General features: G+C 58.0%; 24 protein-coding genes. 6 read left to right on the forward strand and 18 right to left on the reverse strand.

From position 1 onward, the window contains the following. Positions 1 to 17: 17 nt before the first annotated feature. The 8 genes from aspS to CR159_RS15500 all read right to left on the reverse strand — a co-directional run bounded on the left by aspS (position 18) and on the right by CR159_RS15500 (position 9,032). Positions 18 to 1,817 carry an aspartate--tRNA ligase gene (gene aspS / locus CR159_RS15465; protein ID WP_102074868.1) on the reverse strand — a complete coding sequence of 600 codons (1,800 nt, stop codon included), beginning with the start codon at positions 1,815 to 1,817 and terminating at the stop codon, positions 18 to 20. A gap of 36 nt (positions 1,818 to 1,853) precedes the next feature. Beyond that, complete coding sequence (locus CR159_RS15470) at positions 1,854 to 2,546, reverse strand: DUF502 domain-containing protein (protein ID WP_102074869.1); 693 nt, start codon at positions 2,544 to 2,546, stop codon at positions 1,854 to 1,856. A gap of 20 nt (positions 2,547 to 2,566) precedes the next feature. Next, entirely contained in the window at positions 2,567 to 2,935 is a 369-nt protein-coding gene (locus CR159_RS15475) for an FmdB family zinc ribbon protein (protein WP_102074870.1), read from the reverse strand. A 156-nt stretch (positions 2,936 to 3,091) separates the two neighbouring features. After that, complete coding sequence (locus tag CR159_RS15480; protein ID WP_102074871.1) at positions 3,092 to 4,369, reverse strand: putative Na+/H+ antiporter; 1,278 nt, start codon at positions 4,367 to 4,369, stop codon at positions 3,092 to 3,094. Between the two features lie 113 nt (positions 4,370 to 4,482). Continuing rightward, positions 4,483 to 5,442: a 4-hydroxybenzoate octaprenyltransferase gene (gene ubiA / locus CR159_RS15485; protein WP_102074872.1), complete on the reverse strand. Its 960-nt coding sequence runs from the start codon at positions 5,440 to 5,442 to the stop codon at positions 4,483 to 4,485. A gap of 140 nt (positions 5,443 to 5,582) precedes the next feature. Continuing rightward, complete coding sequence (locus CR159_RS15490; RefSeq protein WP_255398901.1) at positions 5,583 to 6,560, reverse strand: NAD(P)-dependent oxidoreductase; 978 nt, start codon at positions 6,558 to 6,560, stop codon at positions 5,583 to 5,585. 11 nt (positions 6,561 to 6,571) lie between these two features. Continuing rightward, positions 6,572 to 8,041: an NAD-dependent succinate-semialdehyde dehydrogenase gene (locus CR159_RS15495; RefSeq protein WP_102074873.1), complete on the reverse strand. Its 1,470-nt coding sequence runs from the start codon at positions 8,039 to 8,041 to the stop codon at positions 6,572 to 6,574. A 19-nt stretch (positions 8,042 to 8,060) separates the two neighbouring features. Continuing rightward, complete coding sequence (locus CR159_RS15500) at positions 8,061 to 9,032, reverse strand: 2-hydroxyacid dehydrogenase (protein WP_102074874.1); 972 nt, start codon at positions 9,030 to 9,032, stop codon at positions 8,061 to 8,063. Positions 9,033 to 9,143: 111 nt separating this feature from the next. Here CR159_RS15500 and CR159_RS15505 point away from each other — a divergent pair, with 111 nt between their 5' ends. The 4 genes from CR159_RS15505 (at position 9,144) to CR159_RS15520 (ending at position 13,334) form a co-directional block, all read left to right on the forward strand. Then, positions 9,144 to 9,977, forward strand: coding sequence for a FadR/GntR family transcriptional regulator (locus CR159_RS15505; RefSeq protein WP_102074875.1), 834 nt, complete (start codon positions 9,144 to 9,146; stop codon positions 9,975 to 9,977). Positions 9,978 to 10,180: 203 nt separating this feature from the next. After that, positions 10,181 to 11,173 (forward strand): NAD(P)-dependent oxidoreductase, encoded by a 993-nt coding sequence (locus CR159_RS15510; protein WP_102074876.1) that lies wholly within the window; start codon positions 10,181 to 10,183, stop codon positions 11,171 to 11,173. Further along, the gene (locus tag CR159_RS15515) at positions 11,173 to 12,321 is read left to right on the forward strand and encodes a mandelate racemase/muconate lactonizing enzyme family protein (protein ID WP_102074877.1); all 1,149 of its coding nucleotides are present in this window, start codon (positions 11,173 to 11,175) and stop codon (positions 12,319 to 12,321) included. The genes CR159_RS15510 and CR159_RS15515 overlap by 1 nt, the downstream gene beginning before the upstream one ends. Positions 12,322 to 12,353: 32 nt before the next feature. Beyond that, positions 12,354 to 13,334 (forward strand): Bug family tripartite tricarboxylate transporter substrate binding protein, encoded by a 981-nt coding sequence (locus tag CR159_RS15520; protein ID WP_102074878.1) that lies wholly within the window; start codon positions 12,354 to 12,356, stop codon positions 13,332 to 13,334. A 98-nt stretch (positions 13,335 to 13,432) separates the two neighbouring features. On the opposite strand, the gene CR159_RS15525 is transcribed toward CR159_RS15520, so the two are convergent. From CR159_RS15525 to CR159_RS15530, 3 genes are all read right to left on the reverse strand, one after another. After that, positions 13,433 to 14,629, reverse strand: a complete 1,197-nt coding sequence (locus CR159_RS15525) for an aminotransferase-like domain-containing protein (protein ID WP_102074879.1) — start codon at positions 14,627 to 14,629, stop codon at positions 13,433 to 13,435. Positions 14,630 to 14,800: 171 nt separating this feature from the next. Next, the gene (locus CR159_RS21705) at positions 14,801 to 14,944 is read right to left on the reverse strand and encodes a hypothetical protein (protein WP_199173334.1); all 144 of its coding nucleotides are present in this window, start codon (positions 14,942 to 14,944) and stop codon (positions 14,801 to 14,803) included. A gap of 27 nt (positions 14,945 to 14,971) precedes the next feature. After that, on the reverse strand, positions 14,972 to 16,171 hold the full coding sequence (locus CR159_RS15530; RefSeq protein ID WP_102074880.1) for an amino acid aminotransferase: 1,200 nt from the start codon (positions 16,169 to 16,171) through the stop codon (positions 14,972 to 14,974). A gap of 135 nt (positions 16,172 to 16,306) precedes the next feature. On the opposite strand from CR159_RS15530, the gene hutG reads away from it, so the two are divergent. Together hutG and CR159_RS15540 are read left to right on the forward strand one after the other, a co-directional pair. Then, positions 16,307 to 17,137 carry an N-formylglutamate deformylase gene (hutG, locus tag CR159_RS15535; protein ID WP_102074881.1) on the forward strand — a complete coding sequence of 277 codons (831 nt, stop codon included), beginning with the start codon at positions 16,307 to 16,309 and terminating at the stop codon, positions 17,135 to 17,137. Positions 17,138 to 17,170: 33 nt separating this feature from the next. Beyond that, the gene (locus CR159_RS15540) at positions 17,171 to 17,785 is read left to right on the forward strand and encodes a 2OG-Fe(II) oxygenase (RefSeq protein ID WP_102074882.1); all 615 of its coding nucleotides are present in this window, start codon (positions 17,171 to 17,173) and stop codon (positions 17,783 to 17,785) included. On the opposite strand, the gene cuyB is transcribed toward CR159_RS15540, so the two are convergent. The 7 genes from cuyB to CR159_RS15575 form a co-directional block, all read right to left on the reverse strand. After that, on the reverse strand, positions 17,770 to 18,492 hold the full coding sequence (cuyB, locus tag CR159_RS15545; RefSeq protein ID WP_102074883.1) for a cysteate racemase: 723 nt from the start codon (positions 18,490 to 18,492) through the stop codon (positions 17,770 to 17,772). The two genes, CR159_RS15540 and cuyB, sit on opposite strands and share 16 nt — an antisense overlap. An 8-nt stretch (positions 18,493 to 18,500) precedes the next feature. Then, positions 18,501 to 19,235, reverse strand: a complete 735-nt coding sequence (locus CR159_RS15550) for an amino acid ABC transporter ATP-binding protein (protein ID WP_102074884.1) — start codon at positions 19,233 to 19,235, stop codon at positions 18,501 to 18,503. A 24-nt stretch (positions 19,236 to 19,259) separates the two neighbouring features. Next, positions 19,260 to 19,949, reverse strand: a complete 690-nt coding sequence (locus CR159_RS15555; protein ID WP_102074885.1) for an amino acid ABC transporter permease — start codon at positions 19,947 to 19,949, stop codon at positions 19,260 to 19,262. Then, positions 19,946 to 20,704: an amino acid ABC transporter permease gene (locus CR159_RS15560; protein WP_102074886.1), complete on the reverse strand. Its 759-nt coding sequence runs from the start codon at positions 20,702 to 20,704 to the stop codon at positions 19,946 to 19,948. The genes CR159_RS15555 and CR159_RS15560 overlap by 4 nt, the downstream gene beginning before the upstream one ends. A gap of 12 nt (positions 20,705 to 20,716) precedes the next feature. After that, positions 20,717 to 21,616: an amino acid ABC transporter substrate-binding protein gene (locus CR159_RS15565; RefSeq protein ID WP_102074887.1), complete on the reverse strand. Its 900-nt coding sequence runs from the start codon at positions 21,614 to 21,616 to the stop codon at positions 20,717 to 20,719. Between the two features lie 88 nt (positions 21,617 to 21,704). After that, positions 21,705 to 22,724: a D-cysteate sulfo-lyase gene (gene cuyA / locus CR159_RS15570; RefSeq protein WP_102074888.1), complete on the reverse strand. Its 1,020-nt coding sequence runs from the start codon at positions 22,722 to 22,724 to the stop codon at positions 21,705 to 21,707. Between the two features lie 110 nt (positions 22,725 to 22,834). After that, positions 22,835 to 23,719: a dienelactone hydrolase family protein gene (locus CR159_RS15575; RefSeq protein WP_102074889.1), complete on the reverse strand. Its 885-nt coding sequence runs from the start codon at positions 23,717 to 23,719 to the stop codon at positions 22,835 to 22,837. Between the last annotated feature and the right edge of the window lie 96 nt (positions 23,720 to 23,815).

Below are 23,815 nucleotides of genomic sequence, written 5' to 3' on the forward strand. Positions count from 1 at the left end.
TGCGGTCCTTCCTCTTGTTACTGCGCTGGTTTGGCTTCGGGGCTGCGCAAGCGGATGTGCAATTCGCGCAGCTGCTTTTCGTCGACCGGTGAAGGTGCCTGGGTAAGCAAGCATTGGGCGCGTTGCGTCTTGGGGAACGCGATAACGTCGCGTATGGATTCGGCGCCCGCCATCATGGTCACCAGACGGTCCAGGCCGAACGCTACGCCGCCATGCGGAGGTGCACCGTATTGCAAGGCATCGAGCAGAAAGCCGAATTTCTCGCGGGCTTCCTCGGCGCCGATATTCAGGGCACCGAACACTTTGCTTTGCACATCGGCGCGATGGATACGAACCGAACCACCACCCACTTCCCAACCGTTCAAGACCATATCATACGCCTTGGCCAACGCTTGGCTGGGATCGGTTTCAAGAAAGTCTTCGTGCCCGTCTTTGGGGCTGGTGAACGGATGATGCGCCGCAAAATAACGGCCTTCGTCCTCGTCATATTCGAACATGGGGAAATCAACGACCCACAACGGCTTCCAGCCGGCTTCGAACAGCCCGCTTTCCTTGCCGAACTCGCTATGGCCGATTTTCACGCGCAACGCGCCAATGGCGTCGTTGACGACCTTGGCCTTGTCAGCGCCGAAGAAGATCAGGTCGCCGCTTTGGGCGCCGGTGCGTTCAATCAGTTGGGCCAGGACGTCTACATGGATGTTCTTGACAATCGGCGACTGCAGGCCTTCGGGAATGGCGGCGGCATCATTGACCTTGATATAAGCCAGGCCTTTGGCACCATAAATGCCCACGAACTTCGTGTAAGCGTCGATTTCGCTGCGGGGCATCGAGGCGCCGCCGGGCACGCGCAAGGCCACGACACGGCTGGCCGGATCGTTGGCAGGCGCGGAAAACACCTTGAAATCCACTTCGCGCATCAAATCGCCAACGTCGACGAATTCCAGCTTGACGCGCAGGTCCGGCTTATCGGAGCCGTAACGGCGCATTGCCTCTTCCCAGGTCATGGTGGGAAAGGAACTTGGCAATTCCACTTGCTGGACGCTGGCGAATACATGACGGATCATGCCTTCGAAAATTTCACGTATCTGCACTTCGTTCAGGAACGACGTTTCGCAATCGATCTGGGTGAATTCAGGCTGGCGATCAGCGCGCAGGTCTTCGTCGCGAAAGCACTTGGTGATCTGATAGTAGCGATCGAAGCCGGAAACCATCAACATTTGCTTGAACAATTGGGGCGATTGCGGCAAGGCAAAGAACTCGCCGGCATTCACGCGGGAAGGCACCAGGTAGTCGCGCGCGCCTTCAGGCGTGCTCTTGGTCAGCATGGGCGTCTCGATATCGATGAAGCCCAGGTTATCCAGGAACTTGCGCACTTCGATGGACACACGGTAGCGCAGCATCAGGTTGCGCTGCATTTGTGGGCGGCGCAGATCCAGCACGCGGTGTGTAAGCCGGGTCGTTTCCGACAGGTTGTCGTCATCGAGCTGGAACGGAGGTGTCACCGACGCATTCAGGATTTCGATTTCGCGGCACAGGATCTCGATTTCACCGGAAGCCAGGTCGGCGTTGCTGGTGCCCTCAGGACGCTGGCGCACGAGCCCCGTGATGCGTACGCAGAACTCGTTGCGTATGGATTCGGCGGTCTTGAACGCTTCCACGTTATCAGGGTCAACCACGATTTGCGCCAGTCCAGCCCGATCGCGCAAATCGATGAAGATGACTCCGCCGTGGTCGCGGCGACGATGGACCCAGCCGAACAAGGTCACTGTCTGGTTCAAGTGGTCTTTATTGACCTCGCCGGTATAGCAGGTACGCATCAAGGATTACTCCGTATATAAATTCTTAAACTGGACTCAGGGCTTATCGTTGCCGGGATGGCGCGCTTCATCGGCGCGATCAATATCGTGGGCGGCATCGATGATCGACACCGCCTCGTTGCCGGCCTCGAGGCCCTTGATAGAAACGGGCGCTACAACGCCCATGGAAACAATGTACTTGAGCGCCGCGTCGACACTCATATCGAGCACCTGGACTTCGTGGCGCGGCATCATCAGGAAAAAACCGGAAGTCGGATTGGGCGTTGTCGGCACGTAAATACTGACATAGTCGTCACCCAGCTTCTCGGCCACTTCACCGGTGGGGGCACCGGTAAGGAATGCAATAGTCCATGCCCCATGCCGGGGATACTGAACCAGAACCGCCTCGCGAAAAGCCTGGCCATTTGGGGCAAGAATGGTATCGCTGACTTGCTTGACCGAATTATAGATGGAGCGCACCAGCGGAATGCGGCCCAGCAGTTGCTCCCAGCGGTCGACCACCGCGCGGCCCAGGAAATTCGCGCCCAGCACGCCGGTAAGCAATACCACCACCAATACCAATATGAGCTGGAAGCCGGGTATGCGGTGTCCGAACAGCGACTGCGACGACAAGAATGCCGGTACGACGCTTTCCAGCGTGCTGAACAGCAGCGCAATAACCCACAGCGTGATGATCAGGGGAATCCAGATCAGCAGGCCGGTGATGAAGTATCGCTTGAAAAAACGCATGCAGTGCTTGGGCTACGGCATCAAGTAGCGGCGGGGCCGGCGGGCGTCGCCGCAGCAGCGGCCGGTGCACTGGCCGCCGGCGTGCTGCTGGCGGCGCCACTGTCGGCGCTTTTACCGCTGTCCGCCGTAGGGGCCGCGGCCGATGATCCGGCGGTCGGCGATCCGGCGGCCGGCGTCCCGGCCGCCTGAGCCGGGGCACCACCGCCATTATTGCGGAAATCGGTAACGTACCAGCCGGAACCCTTTAGTTGAAACCCGGCGGCGGTAACTTGTTTTGTATAGGTACTTTGCCCACATTCAGGGCAGTCTGTCAGGAGCGGGTCCGACATTTTGCGCAAAACATCCTGCGCATGTCCGCAGGCGCTGCATTTATAAGCATAGATAGGCACGTAACAGTCCCAAGAAAGTTCACCAAAGGAAAAACCCGCTTGCGGCCGCCCCGCCGTGCGAGAACGGGTAGACGCGGCGAAGCATAGAAATCCCTTAATTTTAGCCGGTTTTGCCAACGGCCATTATGGGGCTGCGCCACCTACCGGGGCTGCACGCTAAAACGGTTGGGGCAACAGGAACATGACAGCCGCGACAAGCGTCGGCACAGCCGCGGATGCCAGCAGCTTCAGCGGCGAAATGGCGCCATCCGGAAACGTACCCTTCAATATGGAGAAGCCGGCCGGGTTGGGCGCATTGGCAATTACGGTAAGTCCGCCGCCCGTTACAGCGCCGGCCACCAGCATGTAGCGCCACAGTTCGTTGGTGCCTTCAACCAGCGAGCCCAGATAAGTCAGCGCCGCGTTATCGGTCACCGCTGTGAGCGCGGTGGCACCCCAATACAGGACCGTCGGCGACAAACCGGCCAACAGATCCTGCAGCCACCATTTCTGCAGGCCGCCCAGGACGACCAGGCCGGCAAGAAAAAACCCGACCATCAATCCTTCCCGGATCAACAAGGGATTCTGATGCCGCTTATAGGCATGCGCGTACCCGATGAAAAGCATGAGGAAACCGAGGAAGATAATGGGATGATGTGCGGAAATTACCACCCCTACCAGGAATATCGTGTGGATGGCGATCACTATCCAGGGCACTGGGGCGCGGACCGGTGCATCGTCGGTGGGATCACGCCCTATGCTGCCATCCAGGAGATGCACGCGACAGATGAAGGTAAGTACCGCTGCGTTGATGATGACAGCCGCGGCGGCTCGCCATCCGAAATGAGTCGCCATATAGGCCGTATCCCATCCGAACGTCTGCGCGACCATAAGCACCGGTGGGGCGGCATAGGCGGTTAGTACGCCGCCTATGGAAATATTGACGAACAACACGCCGATGGTCATGTACTTGAAGCCGGCCTGACCGGGACGGCGAAAGTAAGCGTCGCGCAGCAACAGCGCGGCCAACGTCATGGCCGCGGGCTCGGTAATGAAAGAGCCCGCCAGCGGTACGAAGGCCATGGTCATGAAAAACATGGCAAGTTCATTGCGAATCGGCAGCATGCGGGCCAGCGCCTTCACCGACATGCCGACCACTTCAAGGATAGGACGGCTCGCCGCCACCACCATGATCGCAAAAACGAATGCGGGTTCCGTGAAATTGCGCGTGTCAATATAGGTGACGGTTTCGCCCACCCCCGAAAGCAGCGCCATCACGGCCAAAAGGACACACGCCCACACTCCGAATACCGCTTCCACTTCTGATAGCAGATGCCACAGCCCCGCATGCGCGCCGCCGCGGTTGGCCAGGCGTGCAAAGACAGGCACCGAAAAGGTGTGGACGATGGCGATCGCGAATAAGGCGGTAGCCAGATACTCCATGAAATTAGGCATGTATCACTCTTCCAATACTAAACAGATGGGTGCAAATTGTCGCATGAACTTACAGTCATGCATCGTCGTACCACTTGGCCCGCCGCTGGGCCGCTTGTTGTTATTCCTGTTTTCTAGACGGTGATAGTCCCCGCCAGGGCTGCCACAAGCAGCAACACGCCTATGCTCATATTGGAGCGGAACAGCATGAAATTACGTTCCGGGCGAGCCAGGTCGAAGACCCGCATCTGCCAGGTAAAGTGAGCGGCAATCCCGGCCATGACCAGATAATAAGGCCAGGCCATTTGCATGGCTGAGCCGGCCCATACCCAAAGCGCGACGGTCGCAACGTAGAAGCCGCTGATCCAGATTTTTCCCTTGTCTTTAAAGCGCAGCGCAGTGGAATGCAGCCCCAGCTGCTTGTCGTCCCTGACATCGACATAAGCATAAATGGAGTCGTAGCCCACCTGCCACAATACCGCGCCTAGCCACATGGCCACGGCTGAAAGCGGAACGGCATTTTGTGTGTCGGACCATGCCATCAGCATGCCCCAATTGAAGCCTATGCCCAGCACCACCTGCGGCCAATAGGTAAATCGCTTGCACAGCGGATAGATGATCACGATGGGCATAAGCGCGACGGCCAGCCATCGGCTGTATTCGTTCAAGGCCAGCAGCAGCATGGCGCACACCACGAGCTGCGCCAACACAAACCACAACGCATTTTTCAGCGTGATCTGGCCGCTGGTCAATGGCCGGAAACGGGTACGCTCGACCTTCTTGTCGATGTCGCGGTCAAAAATATCATTGAAGCAACACCCTATGCCGCGCATCAACAGCGCGCCCAGGGAAAAAATGAAGAGTCGAAATAGTGTGGGCCAGCCATCGGCGGCCTGTACCAGGGCCGCCATGCAAGGCAGCAGCGTAAGCCAGGTCCCGACCGGCCTGTCCAGCCGGCACAAGCGCGCATAGGGCCCCCAGGAACGTGGCAGCCAACGCTCCACCCAGTCGTCGGGCCGCATATCGGATAAATCAGGCGAAGTTCTGGCACCCGTATTGGGGTTCTGGGTGGAATCTGTAGAAGAAGGGGTCATTGCACAATATAGAACGGGATTGCTGGCCGGAAAGCACCGCGCCGCGGGCAAGAGGGATCGCGAAGATCCCACTCCTTGCTGATTCTACCGCGTCTAAAACCAGATGCTTATCCCGCACTACCGCGACATGGCAGGTGACATTATGATTGGGACACATCTCCTGGCCGGGCAAGGTAAGCAATCAGTTCCGGCACAGCGGCCTGGGCCAGCCCAGCGTCGCTGGCTTGCGCATAAACTTGCTGGATAGCCGACGCTGCTCCGCGCGGCGCCCCCACATCGTCCGCCATGGCGGTGTAGTAACCCATGTCCTTGAGCGCATTGGAAATGGAGAAACGAAAGCCCGAGGCATCGCCCGTTTCGATATAAGGACGCAATCGATTGAACACCACACCTGCTCCGCCACCATTGCACAACACATCGGTGAACACATCGGCATCTACGCCGGCAAGCTTGGCGCATGCCGCGGCTTCGGCAAGCACGGTGGAAAATCCCAGCGATACGAAGTTGTGCAGAAGCTTGAGCTGATGGCCCGACCCTACCTTGCCGGCATAGACGATGTTCTCGGCATAGGCCTGCAATATAGGAAGGCAGCGGTCGAATAAATCCCGTTCACCACCCACGATAAGGTTCAGCTTGCCCTCGGCGGCTTCTTTGGGCGTGCGGGTCATCGGCGCATCCAGGAACAGGCCGCCCGCATTTTGTACGGCATCCGCTATCTTTACCGTGGAGGAAGGAATAGCAGTCGAACAATCGATGACAATAAGCCCGGGTTTCAAGCCTTCAAGCAGCCCCTCTTTCCTGAATAGCACGTCTTCCACCTGCGGTGTGCCGGTAACGCAAAGAATCACGACATCCACCGCCTGCGCCAATGCCATGGCCGTATCGACGGTTGTTGCACCGGCGGCAAGCAGGTCGTCGACCGGCTGGTTTCCCGCGTGCTCGAGCAGAGTCAGGTCATACCCGCGACGCAAGAGGCTGGCGGCTATGCCGTGGCCCATCAATCCGACGCCTATCAAGCCTATCCGTGTTTCACTCATTTTCAGTTTCTCGTTATATGACATTATTGATTGTGCCCACGCGCCGTGAACCGGGTACTGGAGCCCGGCCGCGCCGCGCAGGCTTCCTGGTCTTAAACAGTACTTTTGCTACGTATCCCGCCAGCGCAGATGTATTTGATTTCAAGATAGTCGTCGAGGCCGTACTTGGACCCTTCCCGCCCGACTCCCGATTCCTTGGTGCCGCCAAAAGGAGCCAGCTCCGTCGAGATAATGCCTTCGTTCACGCCCACAATGCCGCACTCCAGCGCTTCGGCCACGCGCCATGAGCGTTCGTAATCGGTTGTGAAAAAATAAGCCGCCAGGCCGAACGGCGTGGCATTGGCCATCGATACTGCCTCTTGTTCGGTGGAAAAACGGATCAGGGGTGCGACAGGCCCGAACGTTTCCTCTTGCATCAGCTTGGAGTTCGTCGATACGTCAAGCAGGATCGTGGGCTGGAAAAACAGGCCGCCCAACGCGTGCGCCTGCCCGCCCGTCAACACGCTGGCGCCCTGCGACAGCGCGTCGCTGATGTGTTCCTGAACCTTGCTGATGGCCGCGTCATCGATCAAGGGACCGAGGTCCACATTGTCCGTCATGCCATTTCCAACCTTCTGGCTCTCCACGACTTCTTTCAAGCGGGCCGCGAACGCATCGTAGATGCCGTCCTGCACGAAAATTCGATTGGCGCATACGCAGGTCTGCCCCGCATTGCGGAACTTGGAGGCCATGACCCCCGCAACCGCCTGTTCAAGATCGGCGTCGTCGAACACGATGAACGGCGCATTGCCGCCCAGCTCCATCGACACCTTTTTCATGGTGGGGGCGCATTGAGCCATGAGCTCTTTACCTACGCTGGTGGAGCCCGTGAACGACAGCTTGCGCACCAAGGGGTTGCCGGTAAGTTCGCCACCGACCACCGATGAATTACCGGTCACGACGTTGAATACGCCGGCAGGTATGCCGGCCTCCAGGGCCAGCTCGGCGAGCGCCAGTGCTGAATAAGGAGTTGCCGTGGCCGGCTTGACCACGATCGTGCAGCCCGCTGCCAGCGCCGCCCCCGCCTTGCGCGTAATCATGGCATTGGGGAAGTTCCACGGAGTGATGGCGGCGACGACACCCACCGGCTGCTTGATCACAATGATGCGCTTGTCGTTGGTCGCCGCCGGGATCACGTCGCCATAAGTGCGCTTGGCCTCTTCGGCAAACCACTCGAGGAAAGAGGAACCGTAGGCGATTTCACCCCGCGACTCTTTCAAGGGCTTGCCCTGCTCCAGGGTCAGGATAGTTGCCAGGTCTTCCTGATGCGCCATGCATAGCTCGTACCAGCGCCTGATCAACCTGGAGCGGTCCTTTCCGCTTTTTTCGCGCCAGGCCGGCAAGGCATTATTGGCGGCTTCAATAGCCTTGCGCACATCGGCGGCAGTCAGCTTGGGCACGCTGCCCAGGACACTGCCATCGGCGGGATTGCTGACAGTAACGGAATTGCCGTCGGAAGCATCTATCCATTGGCCAGCCACGTGGCATTGCTGGCGGAAAAGTGTTGGGCGATCAAGTTTCATGGTCCATCCTATTTAGTGGTCATGCGAGAAGATTGCTGGGCGTACGGCCGTGCCGCACATCGTCAAGGCCGTTGATCAGGAGCCACCCCATTGCGTCCCTGGTTTCGTGTGTCGCACTGCCTATATGCGGCGTAAGAAAAACATTGTCTAATGTGCGATAACGCTGATCGATCTCGGGCTCATTGGCAAACACATCCAGGCCGGCAGCAAAGACCCGGCGGGAAACCAGTGCCGCGATCAGTGCGTCGTCGACAACCAGGTCTCCCCTGGAAATGTTAACCACGACAGCATTCTCGGGCAACAGGGCTATACGACTGGCGTTTATTGCACCCTTGATCTCGGGAGAGCCAGGCGCCGCAATCATGAGGATGTCGGCCACTTTTACCGCCTCGTCGAGCGTGCCATGAAAGACGGCGCCGGACTCATGTTCAGGCGACAACCGCGTACGATTGTGATAGTGGATTTCCAACCCGAATGGACGGGCTCGAGCCGCGATTTCGCGGCCGATTCTTCCCATTCCGAAGATCACGAGCCGCCTGCCTGTCAGGCCTCTTCCCAGAAGTTGCGTCGGCCCCCAGCCGGGCCATTGGCCGCTACGCACCATGCGATCCGCCTCGTAGCCACGTCGGCAAGCGTTCAGCATGAGCATGATGGCGATTTCCGCGCACGCATGGCTCAATACATCGGGCGTATGAAGAATACGAATTCCCAATGCCCGCGCGGCGGCCATGTCAATGTGGTCGTAGCCGACCGATAGTGTTGCCACATACTTCAAGGTCGGCGATAAGGCCCGCAATACCTCTGCTGAAATAGTCTCGGTCGCACTCACAAACAGGACTTGCGCTCCCCTGGCGTTCGCAATGATCTGGCCGGCCTCCAATATGGAATCGTCTTCGTTCAGGCGTAAATCGTAGCGATCGTGAATAGCGGCTTCCACCGCGGGTGTGAAACGCCTGCATAGGTAAGCACGGGGAATTGCGGGAGAGTCCATTTCTTGTCGCCTCTAATATTGTGTATTTATAATACCAATTTATATGATGAGTTTGTCAAGAAAATTAGCCAAATGGTATTATGCTCACATAACGGCATAGGAAGCGCGAACATGGTCAAGGCTCCAAGCAATTCTCAAAAAGAAAGGGCGCCCGCGGAAATGACGCTGGCTGATCGCGTTACCCATATACTGGAAAGCCAGATACGTAGCGGTGCTTATCCCGTCAACGCGCGATTGCCCACCGAGCAATTCATGACGCAAGAGTATGGCGTCAGCCGTACAGTAGTACGCGAGGCAATATCGCGGCTTAAATCTGAAGGGCTGGTCGAGACGCGCCAGGGCAGCGGTACGGTGATCCTGGACCCAAAAACCAGCGAAGCATTCCGCCTGGGTCTCCCGGACACCAACCCCGCAAGAGGTGTGCTGCGCATTATCGAACTACGCCGCGGAATCGAAGCCGAAATGGCCGCACTCGCCGCCGAGCGGCGCAGCCAGGCGCAAATGGCCGACATCAATAAAGCCTTGGCGCATATTGACCGGGCCGTGCAGAAGGGCGGCGACGGTGTTGCTGAAGACTTGGCCTTCCATATCGCCATTTCGCGAGCGACGGGCAACCCGCACTACACAGAGCTGCTGGGCCTGCTTACCAGGGCACTGCACGATGCCATCCGTGTGACGCGCGGCAACGAAGCTCAACGAACCGACCTCGCTGATGACGTACGCGCCGAACATGAGTCCATCCGGGCCGCCATCGAGGCGCGCAACGTCAATGAAGCCAGGGCGGCGGCTTTTCGCCACATGGAAAATACAGCGCGCCGTATAGAAACCGTTGACGAAAGCTATTGGAGCGGGGCCAGCGGCGCGGCCGCCCACAGGCTGGCACGCGCTAGCCTTGGTGCTGTCGTGCGCGAGCAAAAGAACATCGGGCGCGGACCGAAGTCCTGACATTTCCCGACCGGTGACTTGTCATGCACGATATTCCCGTTCGATAAATTAAGCCGCCACCCTCCTTTTTGTGTGATATATTCGTCATACAATTTATCAGCCGCAGTACCTCGGCCGTTTATAGCGGTTGCGGTACGTCGGCTTGACGAGGAGACAAGAATGACCGCACAACGTGGCACCTCTCCCTGCAATGGCAGGTTCACATGAACCAGGTGACTCGACCCCTTGTCGTCCTGACTGACCAGATCCACCAAGATGCCTACCGCCGCTTGTGCGAACACGCCGAGGTAACAGTTCTCGATCCATCGTTATCCCCGGATAAAGCCAATACGGCCCTGCGCACAGCACTTGAGCATGCCCAAGGACTTATTGTTCGGCGCCAGCTACCAATGGATATTTTTGACGCACAACACGACTTGCGTGGCGTGGTACGGCATGGTGTTGGCCTGGACTTCATCCCGGTCGCGATGGCCACGGCGAAAAAACTGCCGGTGGCGAACACCCCCGAAGTCAATGCTAACTCGGTAGCCGAATATGCCATAGGCGCCATGCTGGCTGCCGCCCGGCGCTTTGCTGAATTCGACAAGAATGTGCGGGATGACAGGTGGGACTCGCGTCGCAACGCCGGCGCACTGACCTTTGAATTGAAAGACCGTTGTGTCGGGATCGTGGGCTATGGCGCAATCGGCAAGCGGCTTGGAGAAATCGCCTTTCATGGTTTTGCAATGCGAGTCATCGCCCATACCAGGACTCCATCCAGATTGCCCGCGCATGTGAGCAGCGCGGACTTGAAGTCCTTGTTTTCAAGCAGTGATTTCATTGTGCTTGCTTGCCCATTGACCGAAGCCACCCGAGGGATGATCAATGCCGAATTGCTGGCCCATGCCAAGCCGAACGCCATGCTGATCAATGTAGCCCGCGGGCCGGTGGTCAATGAAGCCGACCTGATTACCGCTCTCGAGTCAGGCCGGATCGCGTCGGCCACCCTCGATGTCTTCGAGGTGCAGCCCTTGCCGTCGACAAGCCGTTTACGTGCCCACCCTCGCGTGACGCTTACACCTCATCTGGCTGGCATGACACAGGACGCAGAACGCGCCATGGGAATGCTGGCCGTGCAAACACAGCTTGCACTGATCCGTGGCGAACGCCCTGACAACGTTGTCAACGCAGAAATCTACATTCAACAGGAGACATAATGAAAATAACCCGCATCACTGCCATTCCCTTGTCTTACCGCCTTCCTGAAGGCAAGACAGTCACCATGGGAGTAGGCAGCACGCTAAAGCGCGATGCCATAATTATTCGAGTCGAAACGTCGGAAGGGATTACCGGCTACGGCGAGTCGCATCCGGGCCGCAGTCCCGGCGCCATCGTCAGCCTGATCCACAATACGCTTGCACCATTGCTGCAAGGTATGGATGCTACCGACGTGGTGGGGGCGTGGCAACGCGTACATCGCATGCAGTTCTCCAGTCATGGACTCGGTGCTGGGGCGGCCCTTGCCCACTCGGGCATCGACATGGCTTTATGGGATATACGCGGCAAGGCGGCCAACATGCCTCTATACGAATTATTGGGCGGATCGCGTCGTCGCATTCCCGCCTATGCGGGCGGCATTTCCTTAGGCTTTCAGCCTGCTGCAGCATTAGCGCAAGAGGCACAGAGTTATGTGGACGCCGGCTACAAGGCCGTCAAGCTTCGCCTGGGCGATACCGTAAAGGACGATATAGAACGGGCGACGCATGTGCGCAGTGTACTGGGCGACGACATAGACATCCTTGGCGACGCCAACACGGCCTACACGATCGCACAAGTACGCCGTGTACTGCCGGCACTGGCTGATATAAAGGCCGGCTGGCTCGAAGAACCCTTCGCTTGCAATGACTTTGCCTCGTATCGCGAAGCGGCGCGCATCACACCGTTGGTACCCATTGCCGCCGGCGAAAACCACTTTACGCGTTTCGAGTTTGCGCAAATGCTGGAGGCCGGCGCCGTGCAGGTATGGCAACCTGATCTTTCGAAAACGGGGGGTATTACCGAAGGCATTCGTATCGCGGCCCTGGCTTCCGCTTTCCGAATTCCACTACACGCCCATAGCTCTGCAACTGGACTGAATCATGCTGCGACGCTGCACTTCCTGGCCGCCACAGAGAATGCCGGCTATTTCGAGGCGTGCGTATCTCGATTCAATCCCTTCCGGGACATGTTCGGCACCACCTTTGAAATCGGCACCGACGGTTGCGTGGAACCCTCGTCAGCGCCAGGCCTCGGCGTAGAGGTCGACGAGGCGATATTCAAAGATTTTCCTTTAATAGACGGACCGGGCTATGTAGTGAAATTCTAAAACAAAGGCCAGAGGGCCGAAGGAGACAAACCATGAAAAAAATATCCATACTACTCACAGGCGCATGTTTGGCGCTATCTGCCAACGTTGCGGCATTGGCAAGCACGGCCGACGCCTACCCTGAAAAACAAGTTCGCTTGGTCGTGCCCTACCCGCCTGGCGGCTTCAACGACACACTGGCCAGGACGGCCAGTGAATTTCTCACCAAGAAGTGGAACCAAGCCGTCGTCGTCGAGAACCGGCCTGGTGGGAATACACTTATCGGGAACTCTACCGTGGCAAAGGCCGACCCCGACGGCTATACCTTGCTGATTACCCCGTTGCCTTTTTCCGCATTACCGGGCTTATATCGGGACAAGATGCCTTACGACGCGATCAAAAACTTCGAACCCGTAATTTGGGCGGGCAGCACGCAAAACATTCTTACCGTACGTGCCGACTCGCCATTCAAAGACGTGCAGAGCCTTATCGAGCATGCCAAAAAGCACCCCGGTGAGATCAACTATGGCTCTACGGGCTCTGGCTCGTCCAATCATCTGTCCATGGAGCTTTTCCTGGACATGACCAATACGAAAATGACACACATACCTTATAAAGGTAGTGCTCCAGCCGTTACAGCCTTATTGGCCGGCGATATCGACGTGCTTTTCGATAACCTGCCTAATGTCTATCCAAACATCAAGGCAGGCAAACTGGCTGCCCTGGCTTCAACGGGAACCAACCGGGCCCCATTGTTTCCCGAAGTGCCGACCGTGGCAGAGGCCGGCGTGCCAGGATATGAAGTCACCGTCTGGTTCGGCATGCAAGCGCCCGCAGGCACGCCGAAAGATGTAATCGGCAAAGTGAACAAAGACTTGGTCGAAATGCTGCGCCAACCCTCGATCGTCGAGAAATTCGGTTCACAAGGCGTTGAAGTCGTTGCGAGCTCACCCGAGCGTTTCAAGACCCTCGTCGCCAGCGAAGTCGTGAAATGGACCGGAGTCATAGACCGCGCCGGCATAAAGATCGAATAAAGCCGCCCCCTAATGGATTACGGCCGGATCAATCCTTGAGATTGATCCGGCCGTAATCATTGTCACTGCAACAGCGCCTGGCGGGCAGGCGGAGGAAATCAGCTTTCCTTGATCAATTTACCCAAGATGGCGATGCCTTCGCGGATCCTGGCTTCGGAAACCGTCACAAAGCTCAAGCGCATGGTATTGGTCTGAGGATGGGAACCTGCGAAGAACGGCGCGCCGGGCACAAAGGCAACATTTTGCTCGATAGCGCGAGCCAGCAATTTGCTGCCGTCGATGTGTTCGGGCAATGTGACCCAGATGAACATGCCGCCTTCGGGCCGCGTCCAGCTGACCGTCGTGGGGAAATGCTCGTCCATGGCTTCCAGCATGTATCCGCATTGCTCTTTGTACAGGTCCCGCACCATGGGCATATGCGTCGTCAGGAAACCGTCTTTTACGGTTTCGTAGACGGCCATTTGAGTAAGGCTGGCAGTATGCAGGTCAGTGGCTTGCTTGATCTGTACCAGCTTTGCAATGATGGGCTTGGGCGCCACGATGTAGCCCAGCCGCAAACCAGGAGCCAGGACCTTAGAAAACGTGCCCAGGCGGATGACGGTGGCACCAGCGGCGCGCCCCAGTCCCAACAGGCCAGGCAAGGCCTCACCCGCATAGCGCAGGTCGCCGTAGGGATCGTCTTCGACGATGGGCACTTGGGCAGCGGCACACCGCTCGACCAGTGCCTTGCGCCGCGCCAGGTCCAGCGTCAAGCCCGTGGGATTCTGGAAGTTCGGCAGAACATAGATAAATCGTGCGCCAGCGGTGCGCTCGTCGGTCAATCCTTCGGGAACCAGACCGCCGTCGTCGGTTGGAACCGCGACATATTCGGGTTCGAACAAGGAAAAGGACTGCAGCGCGCCAAGATAGCTGGGCGCTTCGACCAGCACCTTGCTGCCCGGATCAATAAACAACTTGCCCAGCATGTCCAGCGCTTGTTGCGAGCCGGAAACGATAAGCACTTCGTCGGGCGAGACATCGGCGCCGACGCGCTTCAGGTCTTCGGCCACCCAGGCACGCAAAGGCGCATAGCCTTCGGTGGGGCCATACTGCAACGCCGTCTCGCCCTTGGTTTCCAGAACGCGATTGAACGCGGCCTGCATGACGTCGATCGGGAACCCTTTCGGCGCCGGCAACCCGCCCGCGAAAGAAATAATCTCGGGACGCTCAGTGACTTTCAGAATTTCTCGGATTGTCGAACTGGTCAGTTGTTGCGCGCGCTGTGAAAAAGTATAGGGGAGGGTGTACGAGTCCATGATTCCGAAAAATTCCCGATAAAGAACAAAATGGTAACCCCTTAGATTACCGCAACTTCGTTGAAGATTCAGCGATTCGACGGACACATGCCCGTTTCACAACTTTTTACGAGGCCAGTACGCCACAAGACCGGCGCAAGCACGATAAACGTGGCTTGCGCCATGCCGGTGTCAACCTTTGAGGTCCGTGCGTTCGCTGTCGCTGCCGCTACGCCTGTCCCTGCGGACAATGCGCAACAACCACCAGAACAGGGAAAGCGAGCAAAGCAGGCCTATCCCGAAAATTGCCACTACGATCCATTCGCCTGCTGTCATAGTCACGCCTTTTTTATAAATCAGAAGCTAGCCGGCGCTCAGGACGTCGGCCATGGCGTCGGTAAAGTAAGCGATATTTCGGGTGTTCAAACCCGGCACACTGATGCGGCCTGAATCGATGATGTACACGCCGTGCTTCTCGCGCAGGGCCAGCAATTGCTGGGTCGACAAGCCGGTATAGGTGAACATGCCGTGCTGTTTCACGAAATAGCTGGAGTCGTAGCCCGGCAGCTTTGCGCTCAATTGGCCGTGCGCTTCTTTGCGTACAAATGCAATGCGCCGGCGCATTTCTGCAACCTCTTGCACCCATGTCGCATAGAGATCAGCGTCGTTGAGTACATCGGAGGCGATCTGCCCCCCATGGGCCGGCGGGCTGGAATAGTTGCGTCGCACCGCCGCTTTCAACTGGCCCAGCACCCCATCGGCTTCCTCGGCGCTGCCACACACGACCGACAGGCCGCCGCAGCGCTCGCCATAGAACGACAGGTTCTTGGAGAAGGAATTGGCCACCACGAACGTCAAGCCTGCGTCGGCCATGGCGCGCACCGCAAAAGCATCTTCGTCCAGTCCTGTACCGAAACCCTGGTAGGCCATATCCACAAAAGCAATGAGCTCGCGCTCGGCAAGGACAGGAATAAGCTGCAGCCACTGCTCCGACGAGGGATCAACGCCCGTGGGATTGTGGCAGCATGGATGCAGCAACACGAAGCTCTTGCGCGGCAAAGCCTGCAGCTCGGACATCATCTGGTCGAAACGCAGGGATTTGGTTTCCGGGTCGTAATAGGAATAGGTATGGGTCGGGACGCCGGCGCCCTGAAAGATGGAATGATGGTTGTCCCACGCGGGGTCGCTGATCCAGATCTCGCTATCGGGATAGGCCAGATGGAGGAAATCGGCGCCAACCTTCAGCGCACCGGTGCCTCCCACGCTTTGTATCGTGGCGATGCGTTTTTCCTGCACAGCCCGATGGTCGGGGCCGAAAACCAATTTTTGCACGGCCTCGCGGTAAGATGCCAACCCTTCCATGGGCAGGTATGGACGCGGCGCCGGATCGGTGGCACGGCGCTGCTCGGCAGTTTTCACGGAAGACAGAACCGGAATGTGGCCTTCGTTGTCATAATATAGGCCCACAGTCAGGTTGACCTTCTGGGGATGGCCATCCCGGTGGAATGCCTCGTTAAGCCGGAAAATGGGATCGCCGGCGTATTTTTCCAGGTGTTCGAACATGATTGCGGGGTCTCGGTGAGGAAGGCGAAACAAAATGACAGAGGGCCGCCCTGTGAGGGCCACCCTGTCTGCGTTCCTCATTATAGAGAATCAGCTTCGATCTTCCATTGACACTTTCTTGTATATGCGAACACCATGACCACCACTACCGAACCATCCGTATTCACGCTGCGGCAAGGCACGGCTCCCCTGCTGATATCAATCCCTCATCTGGGTGCACAGATCCCCCAGGATATCGCACAGCACATGTCGCCGGCAGCCCAGCATCTGGACGATACCGACTGGCATCTGGACCGCCTGTACAGCTTCGCCGACGCGCTGGGCGCCTCAGTGCTGATCCCCGCGAATTCGCGCTACGTGATCGACTTGAACCGTCCGCCTGACGGCGCCAACCTGTATCCCGGGCGCAAGACCACCCTGCTCTGTCCCATCGACACCTTCGATGAGCAAGCCCTGTATCTGGACGGCAGGCAACCCGCCCCGGCCGAACAAGCACGTCGCCGCGATAAATACTGGTACCCCTATCACGCAGCCTTGCAGGCGGAACTTGAACGCATCCAGTCCGCCCATGGCCAGGCCTTGTTATGGGAAGCGCACTCCATACGGTCGCAGGTGCCTCGTCTGTTCGAAGGCACGCTGCCCGAATTCAATTTCGGGACCGCCGATGGCCAGAGCGCCGCGCCCGGCCTCGCCGAAGCGCTGGCCGCCACCATTAACCAGGAAGGCCGCTACAGCGCGGTGGCCAACGGCCGCTTCAAAGGCGGCTACATCACGCGGCAATATGGCCAGCCGGCACAGGGCATACACGCGATCCAGCTTGAACTGACACAGATCGCCTATATGGCCGAAAGCCGTCCTTATGCTTACGATGAGGAACGGGCGGCCGCTGTAGCGCCCGTCATTCAAAACGCCATCCAGCAGGCGCTGGACTGGATCAATCTTTCCGCAAAGACAGACACACCATGAACCCAAAGCAGATAGCCACCACGGTGGTGCAACATGGAAGAACGTGAGGCATTTTTTAACGCACTTGCCGAACAACATTGGGCAGTCTCGGACACTCTGATACCCGCCCAGCTCTACGAAAGCCTATACCACGCCTGCCGGAGAAAATGGGAGGCCGGGCACTTCCGCGAAGCCCGTATCGGACGCCAGCATAGCGAGTCCCTGCGCATGGAAATCCGCGGCGACTCCATCTGCTGGATGACCCCGGACAACGCCGGCACGGAAGCGGACGACTTCCTGGCCTGGGCCGATACGCTGCGGCAAGAACTGAATCGCGAGTTCTATGCCGGCTTGAACAGCGCGGAATTTCATTTCGCGCGCTATTCCGAAGGACGCGGCTACAAGAAGCATCTGGACCAGCACCAGCAGAATACGCAGCGTCGCATATCGCTGGTGCTGTACCTGAACCACCAGTGGAGCGATACCGATGGCGGCGAGCTATGCCTGTACTCGCCGGACGATGACACCGTGGAAATCCGGCGCATCCTTCCACAGCCCCGTCGGCTGGTCGTGTTTCGCAGCGACCTCATTCCGCATGAAGTCCTGCCCTGCGCGCAACCTCGATGGAGCCTTACCGGCTGGTTCAGGAGCGATCATATTCCCGACTGATACCACTGGATAGCTGCCAGGGCCAGCGCATCGATGGAGTCGGTAATGGGTACATCCAGCTGCGCGCGCAGCGCGTGCGGAATGGCCAGGGGCAGTTCCGTGCAGCCAAAGACCACGGCATCGGCGCCTTGCTTTTGCAGCAGCCTGACGCAGTCCGATGCGGGCGCGTATGCCTCGTCGAGACGATTGGCCTTGACATGCATGATGGAAGGAATACACGACGTCGCCATCTCGTCGTCGGCCGGTGTAATGCACTCATAACCTTGCTCTTGCAACGCATTCTGGTACAAGCGCAGCTTCAGCGTAACAGCGGTTCCCATCAGCCCGATGCGGCCGCTGTGTATGCCCTGGCGATGCAAGTCGTCAATGACTGCCTGCACAATGTGCAGCACGGGCAAGTCGGTCGCCGCAGCGAGCCGTTCGTACCAAAGATGCGCCGTGTTGCAGGGAATGGCAATAGCCATGGCGCCCGAACGCTCAAGCAGCCTGATGCCGTTGAGCATCCAGGGATAAGGATCTGGACCATGCTTGGTATAGCCCGCCGGCCTGTCAGGCACCCGGGGGTCATTCCATAGGATGGCAGGAATATGGAGCTGTTCGGATGGCGCAGGCGTAAGGGCGATTAGGCGGGCCATGAACGCAGCCCCCGCCATGGGACCCATGCCGCCCAGCACACCCAGAAACCGCCCCTGGAATTCGTGGCTCATGAAAGGGATCAGTGCTGGAGAATCTTTGAAAGAAACAAGCGTGCGCGCTCGGACCGCGCTTCGAGATCGCCAAAAAACTCTTCTTTTGTGCAATCTTCGACGATTTTGCCCATATCCATGAAAATGACGCGGTCCGCCACTTTGCGCGCGAAACCCATCTCGTGCGTGACGACCATCATGGTCATGCCTTCGCTGGCCAGATCCACCATGACGTCCAGCACCTCATTGACCATTTCCGGGTCCAGTGCGGAAGTGGGTTCATCGAAAAGCATGGCGACCGGATCCATGGCAAGCGCCCGTGCAATCGCAACCCGTTGCTGCTGCCCGCCGGACAGTTGCCCCGGGAATTTATCTTGGTGGGCCCTCAAGCCGACACGATCAAGCAAACTACCTGCCCTCGCAGCTGCTTCGTCCTGGCTGCGTCCCAATACCTTTACCTGTGCAAGCACCAGATTCTGTGTGACGGACAGATGCGGAAACAACTCAAAGCTCTGGAAGACCATGCCAATGCGGGCGCGCAGTTTGGGCAGATTGGTATCACGGGCACCCACCGAGACACCGTCGACAATGATCTCGCCCTTCTGGAAAGGCTCCAGGCCGTTGACCGTCTTGATCAGCGTAGATTTTCCCGAGCCCGAAGGACCGCAGACCACGACCACCTCGCCATGCGCGATGTCAGTACTGCAGTCATCCAGCACTTGCGTGCTGCCATACCACTTGCTGACATGCTTTATTTCTATCATTTGGACTCCAATCCTGCATAAGCACTAGCGGGCAATGTGCGTGCGTTGCCGTAAATAGCGCACAAAAAGCGATGCGCCGTAGCTCATAATGAAATACACCACGGCGACGAACAAATACATTTCTATCAGCCTGCCATCGCGTTGCGCAACCTTGGAAGCAGCGCCTAGAAAGTCGGTAAGCGAAAGCACATAGACCAGCGAGGTATCCTGGAACAGGACGATTGTTTGCGTCAGCAGGATGGGCGTCATATTGCGAAATGCCTGCGGCAGCACAATACTGGCCATGACTTGCCAATAAGTCAGGCCGAGCGCCGACCCGGCTGCCACCTGCCCGCGTGGGATCGACTGTATGCCGGCGCGCATGATTTCGCAGAAATAGGCCGCCTCGAACAAGGTAAAGGTGATCAACGCCGAGGTGAACCCGCCTACCGAGATGGGTCTATCGGCGCCGGTGAGCCACGCGCCAATATACGGCACCAGGAAATAAAACCAGAATATGACGAGAATCAGGGGCAAGGCGCGCAGCAAATTGACGTATACGCCCGCCGCCGCCGCGAGCGGACGTATGCCGGACAGCCGGCACATGGCCAGCAAGGTGCCTAGTACCAAGCCCCCGGCTGCCGACAGCACTGTCAGTTTCAGCGTAAAGGCCATTCCGTCGCGAAACAGATATACCCACGATCGTTGGATGATGTCGAAATCGAAGCCGTTCATGGCGCGGCCTCGGGAGACGTTGAAGCGGCGGCGATAAAACCGGGTACCGAAAGGCGGCGCTCCAGCCATGCCATGCTGTAGACGACGACCAGATTGAGCAACAGGTAGAACAGGGTCGCCGCAGCGAAGGTTTCGAACACCTGAAAGCTGAATTCCTGCATGGACCGGGCCGCGCCCACCAACTCGAACAAACCAATGGTAAAGGCGACCGAGGTGTTCTTGATCAGGTTGAGGAGTTCGGAGGTCAATGGCGGCAGGATGATGCGAAAGGATGTGGGCAACAACACGTAGCGATATACCTGCGCCGGCTCAAGACCTAATGCCCGGGCCGCCATTTCCTGTCCGGGCGGCAGGGACTCGATGCCCGCCCTTACCTGCTCGGCCACCCGCGACGAGGTATAAAACCCGAGGCACAGCACGGCCGGAATGAAGTTGCCCCAAGGCGGGGCGATGCTTTTGATGGCATCGCCTATGTTGGCGGGAACCAGCTCGGGAATCACGAAATACCACAGAAACATTTGCACCAGCAAGGGCACGTTGCGAAATAGTTCTACATAGGCGGCGCCGATACGCCGGATCCATGGCAGACTGGTAGTGCGCGCCACCCCTATGACGGTGCCGAAGGTCAGCGCCAGCGTCCATGCCAGAATGGCCGTGCCTATCGTCCAACCGAGGCCGGAGAGCAGCGTGTCCAGATAGGTGCTTCCCCCCGGCGCCTCGTCGAAAAAGACCAGCCAGTTCCAGTTGTAATTCATGTGCTGGAAGAATTACTTGTAGTCATCGGGGTTGGGTGAGTCGGTAGGGTTCTGTACCACGCGCTTGAGCTGGTCGCTCATGGGCCAGTTCAGGTTCACATTCTTTGGTGGAATGGGAGACTCAAACCACTTCTTGTAAAGCGTGGCCAGGGTCCCGTCTTTCATCATGCCGATAATCGCGTCATCGACCACCTTCTTGAATTCTGGGTCGTTCTTGGGCTCCATGATGGCATAGGGTTCAACCGTGTAGGCATTCTTGCTGATCACCCAGTCGTCCGGATTACGGGAAGTGGCGACGAGACCCGCCAACAGGATATCGTCCATGAAGAATGCCGCTGCACGCCCGTTGTTGACCGTCAGGAAAGCCTCGCCGTGGTCCTTGGTGGGAATGATCTTCAGATCCAGTTTCTGTTCTTCGGTGGCCCCCGTCAGCCACCGAATATTGCTGGTGCCAGCCGTGGATACGACAGTCTTTCCTTTTAAGTCGGGAAGATCGTTAAGACCTGACGATTTTTTCGAAACGAAACGCGTCGCCGTAACGAACGTGGTGGGGGCGAAAGTAACCTGTGCCTGGCGTTCCTGGGTATTGGTAGAGGAACCGCAGTTCAGGTCGACGGTGCCGTTGGCCAAAAGGGGAATTCGCGTTGAAGAAGTAACAGGCACCAGCTTGACATTGATTTTTTCCATACCGAGCTTGGCCTTCACGGCATCGACCACCTTGCTGCAGATGTCCATGGAATAGCCGATGGGCTGCTGCTTGTCATCGAGGTAGGAAAACGGAATGGAAGCATCGCGGTGGCCCAAGGCGATTTCGCCCGTGGTCTTGATTTTGTCCAGCCTGCCATCGGCGTGCGCCGGGGCAGTTGAAGCCAGTGCCAGCCCTGTCAGCAAGAATACTATGGATTTCTTCATGTTGAATTCCTTGAGGAGTCGTGGGTGAACAATGCCATCATAAAGAGTTTCTTCCCGAAAGAAGCCGACGCATTTTTCACGTTTTCCCTTATACGGCGTTTACCTCAGGGGCAAATACCTGGCGGTAACCAAACAGGCCCACAGAACCTCCGGTATGTACGAAAACAACATTCTCATTCTTCTTGAAGTGACCGCGACGCACCAGATCGATGAGTCCCGCCATGCCTTTTCCGGAGTACACCGGGTCCAGGAGTATGGCCTCCAGTTCCGCTGTAAGGCGTAAGGCTTCTATCATCGAATCAGTCGGTATGCCGTAACCGGCACCCACGTAGTCGGAATTGGCGACGACGTCGGCGCGCTGTATCGATGCCGGTGGCAACCCCATGTAGTCTGCGGTGGCCTGGACCAGCTTCCAGACGTTTTCTTCCTGTTGCTGCCGGGCGGCGCGCACGCTTACGCCATACACCGGAATTCCGCTATTGCTGGAGCGCAAACCAACCACCAGGCCCGCCTGCGTTCCCGTGCTGCCCGTGGCATGAACCACATGGTCGATACGTACGCCCATCTCGAACGATTGGTTCAGCAATTCTTGCGCGCAGCCGACATAGCCCAGCGCACCAACAGGATTAGAGCCGCCGCCCGGAATGACATACGGCTTGTGGCCGGCGCCGCGCAGTTCGCCGGCGAGGTCTTCCATGGCTTGCTGCATATTGCTGCCTGCCGGCAATCGCGCCACGATCTGCCCACCCATCAGGCGATCAAGCAGGACATTGCCCGACTCTTCGTATTCTTCTGGCGCGTCGGAAACCCGCTGTTCAAGCAATATCTTGCATTTGAGGCCTAGGCGGGCGGCGGCCGCGACAGTCTGGCGAGCATGATTCGACTGAACGGCGCCCTGGGTAATCAAGGTATCGGCCCCCTGCTCCAGCGCCTGCGCAACCAGGAACTCAAGCTTGCGTGTCTTGTTTCCGCCTGTGGCCAGGCCCGTACAGTCGTCCCTTTTGATGTAAAGATTCGGTCCGTCCAGATGCCGCGTAAGGTTGGGCAGGAATTCGAGCGGCGTGGGGAAATGGCCGAGGCGAATGCGGGGAAAGGCGGCTAGATGCATAGGTCAACTCCAGGCTGGGGCAAATCATGCAATCGTACCGGCCACAAGCCTGTTTGCCTACTATTACATCGGCCATGGCATATGCGCTTTCGGCTGGCAGGCGCGTTTCCCTATTCTTTCAATGCCTTGTCGAACCACTGAACGGCTCGCGTCCAGCCATCTTTGGCGGCATCGGCCTTGTAGCTGGGGCGATAATCGGCATGGAAGGCATGTCCGGCTTCCGGATACACCACGAACGTGGATGCCTTGGACGCCTCGTTGCCTTTTGCCAGAACTTGTTTCATGGCGTCGATGGAATCCTGCGTAATGCCGGCGTCTTTACCGCCATACAGGCCCAGCACAGGCCCGTGCAATTCGGCGGCAACGTCGGTCGGTTGCGTAGGGTGCAAGGCGTCAGTATCGCCTACCAGCTTTCCATACCAGGCCACACCCGCCTTCACTTTGGGATTGTGTGCCGCGTACAGCCACACTATGCGGCCGCCCCAGCAAAACCCGGTGATTCCAAGGCGTTCGGTGTTGCCGCCATTTTTAGCGACCCACGCAGCCGTCGCATCCAGATCGCCAATCACCTGCTCATCGGGCACCTTGCCGACAACCTCGCTAAGTAGACGGGAGATCTCCGTATACCGTGAAGGATCGCCTTGTCGGGAATAGAGCTCCGGAGCAATGGCCATATACCCCTGCTTCGCGAGCCGCCTACAGACATCCTTGATATAGTCGTGTACCCCGAAGATTTCTTGTACGACCAATATGACGGGCAGCACAGTCTTGCCTTCCGGCGCCGCGCGATAGGCGGGAATACTGCCGTCCTTCACCGGAATCTTCACTTCGCCGGCCACCAGGCCTTTCGTGTCGGTCTTGATGGCGGTCTGCGCCACCACAGGTCCCGCCGCGATTGCGAAGCCGCCGGCGAGCGAGGTAACGATGAATCCTCGCCGAGTCATGGCCAGCGGGGGCAAAAGACTGTCGAAATGGGTGTCCGGCAAACGGCTCATGGTGATCCCCTTTTAGAAACCGGCACGGCCGGCCCACATAACGTGCACTGTAACGCAGTGCCGCCATATCGTGGGCTCCGAAAAAGTAAGAAAGGT

This window comes from Pollutimonas subterranea (genome assembly GCF_002849655.1).
Classification (GTDB): domain Bacteria; phylum Pseudomonadota; class Gammaproteobacteria; order Burkholderiales; family Burkholderiaceae_B; genus Pollutimonas; species Pollutimonas subterranea.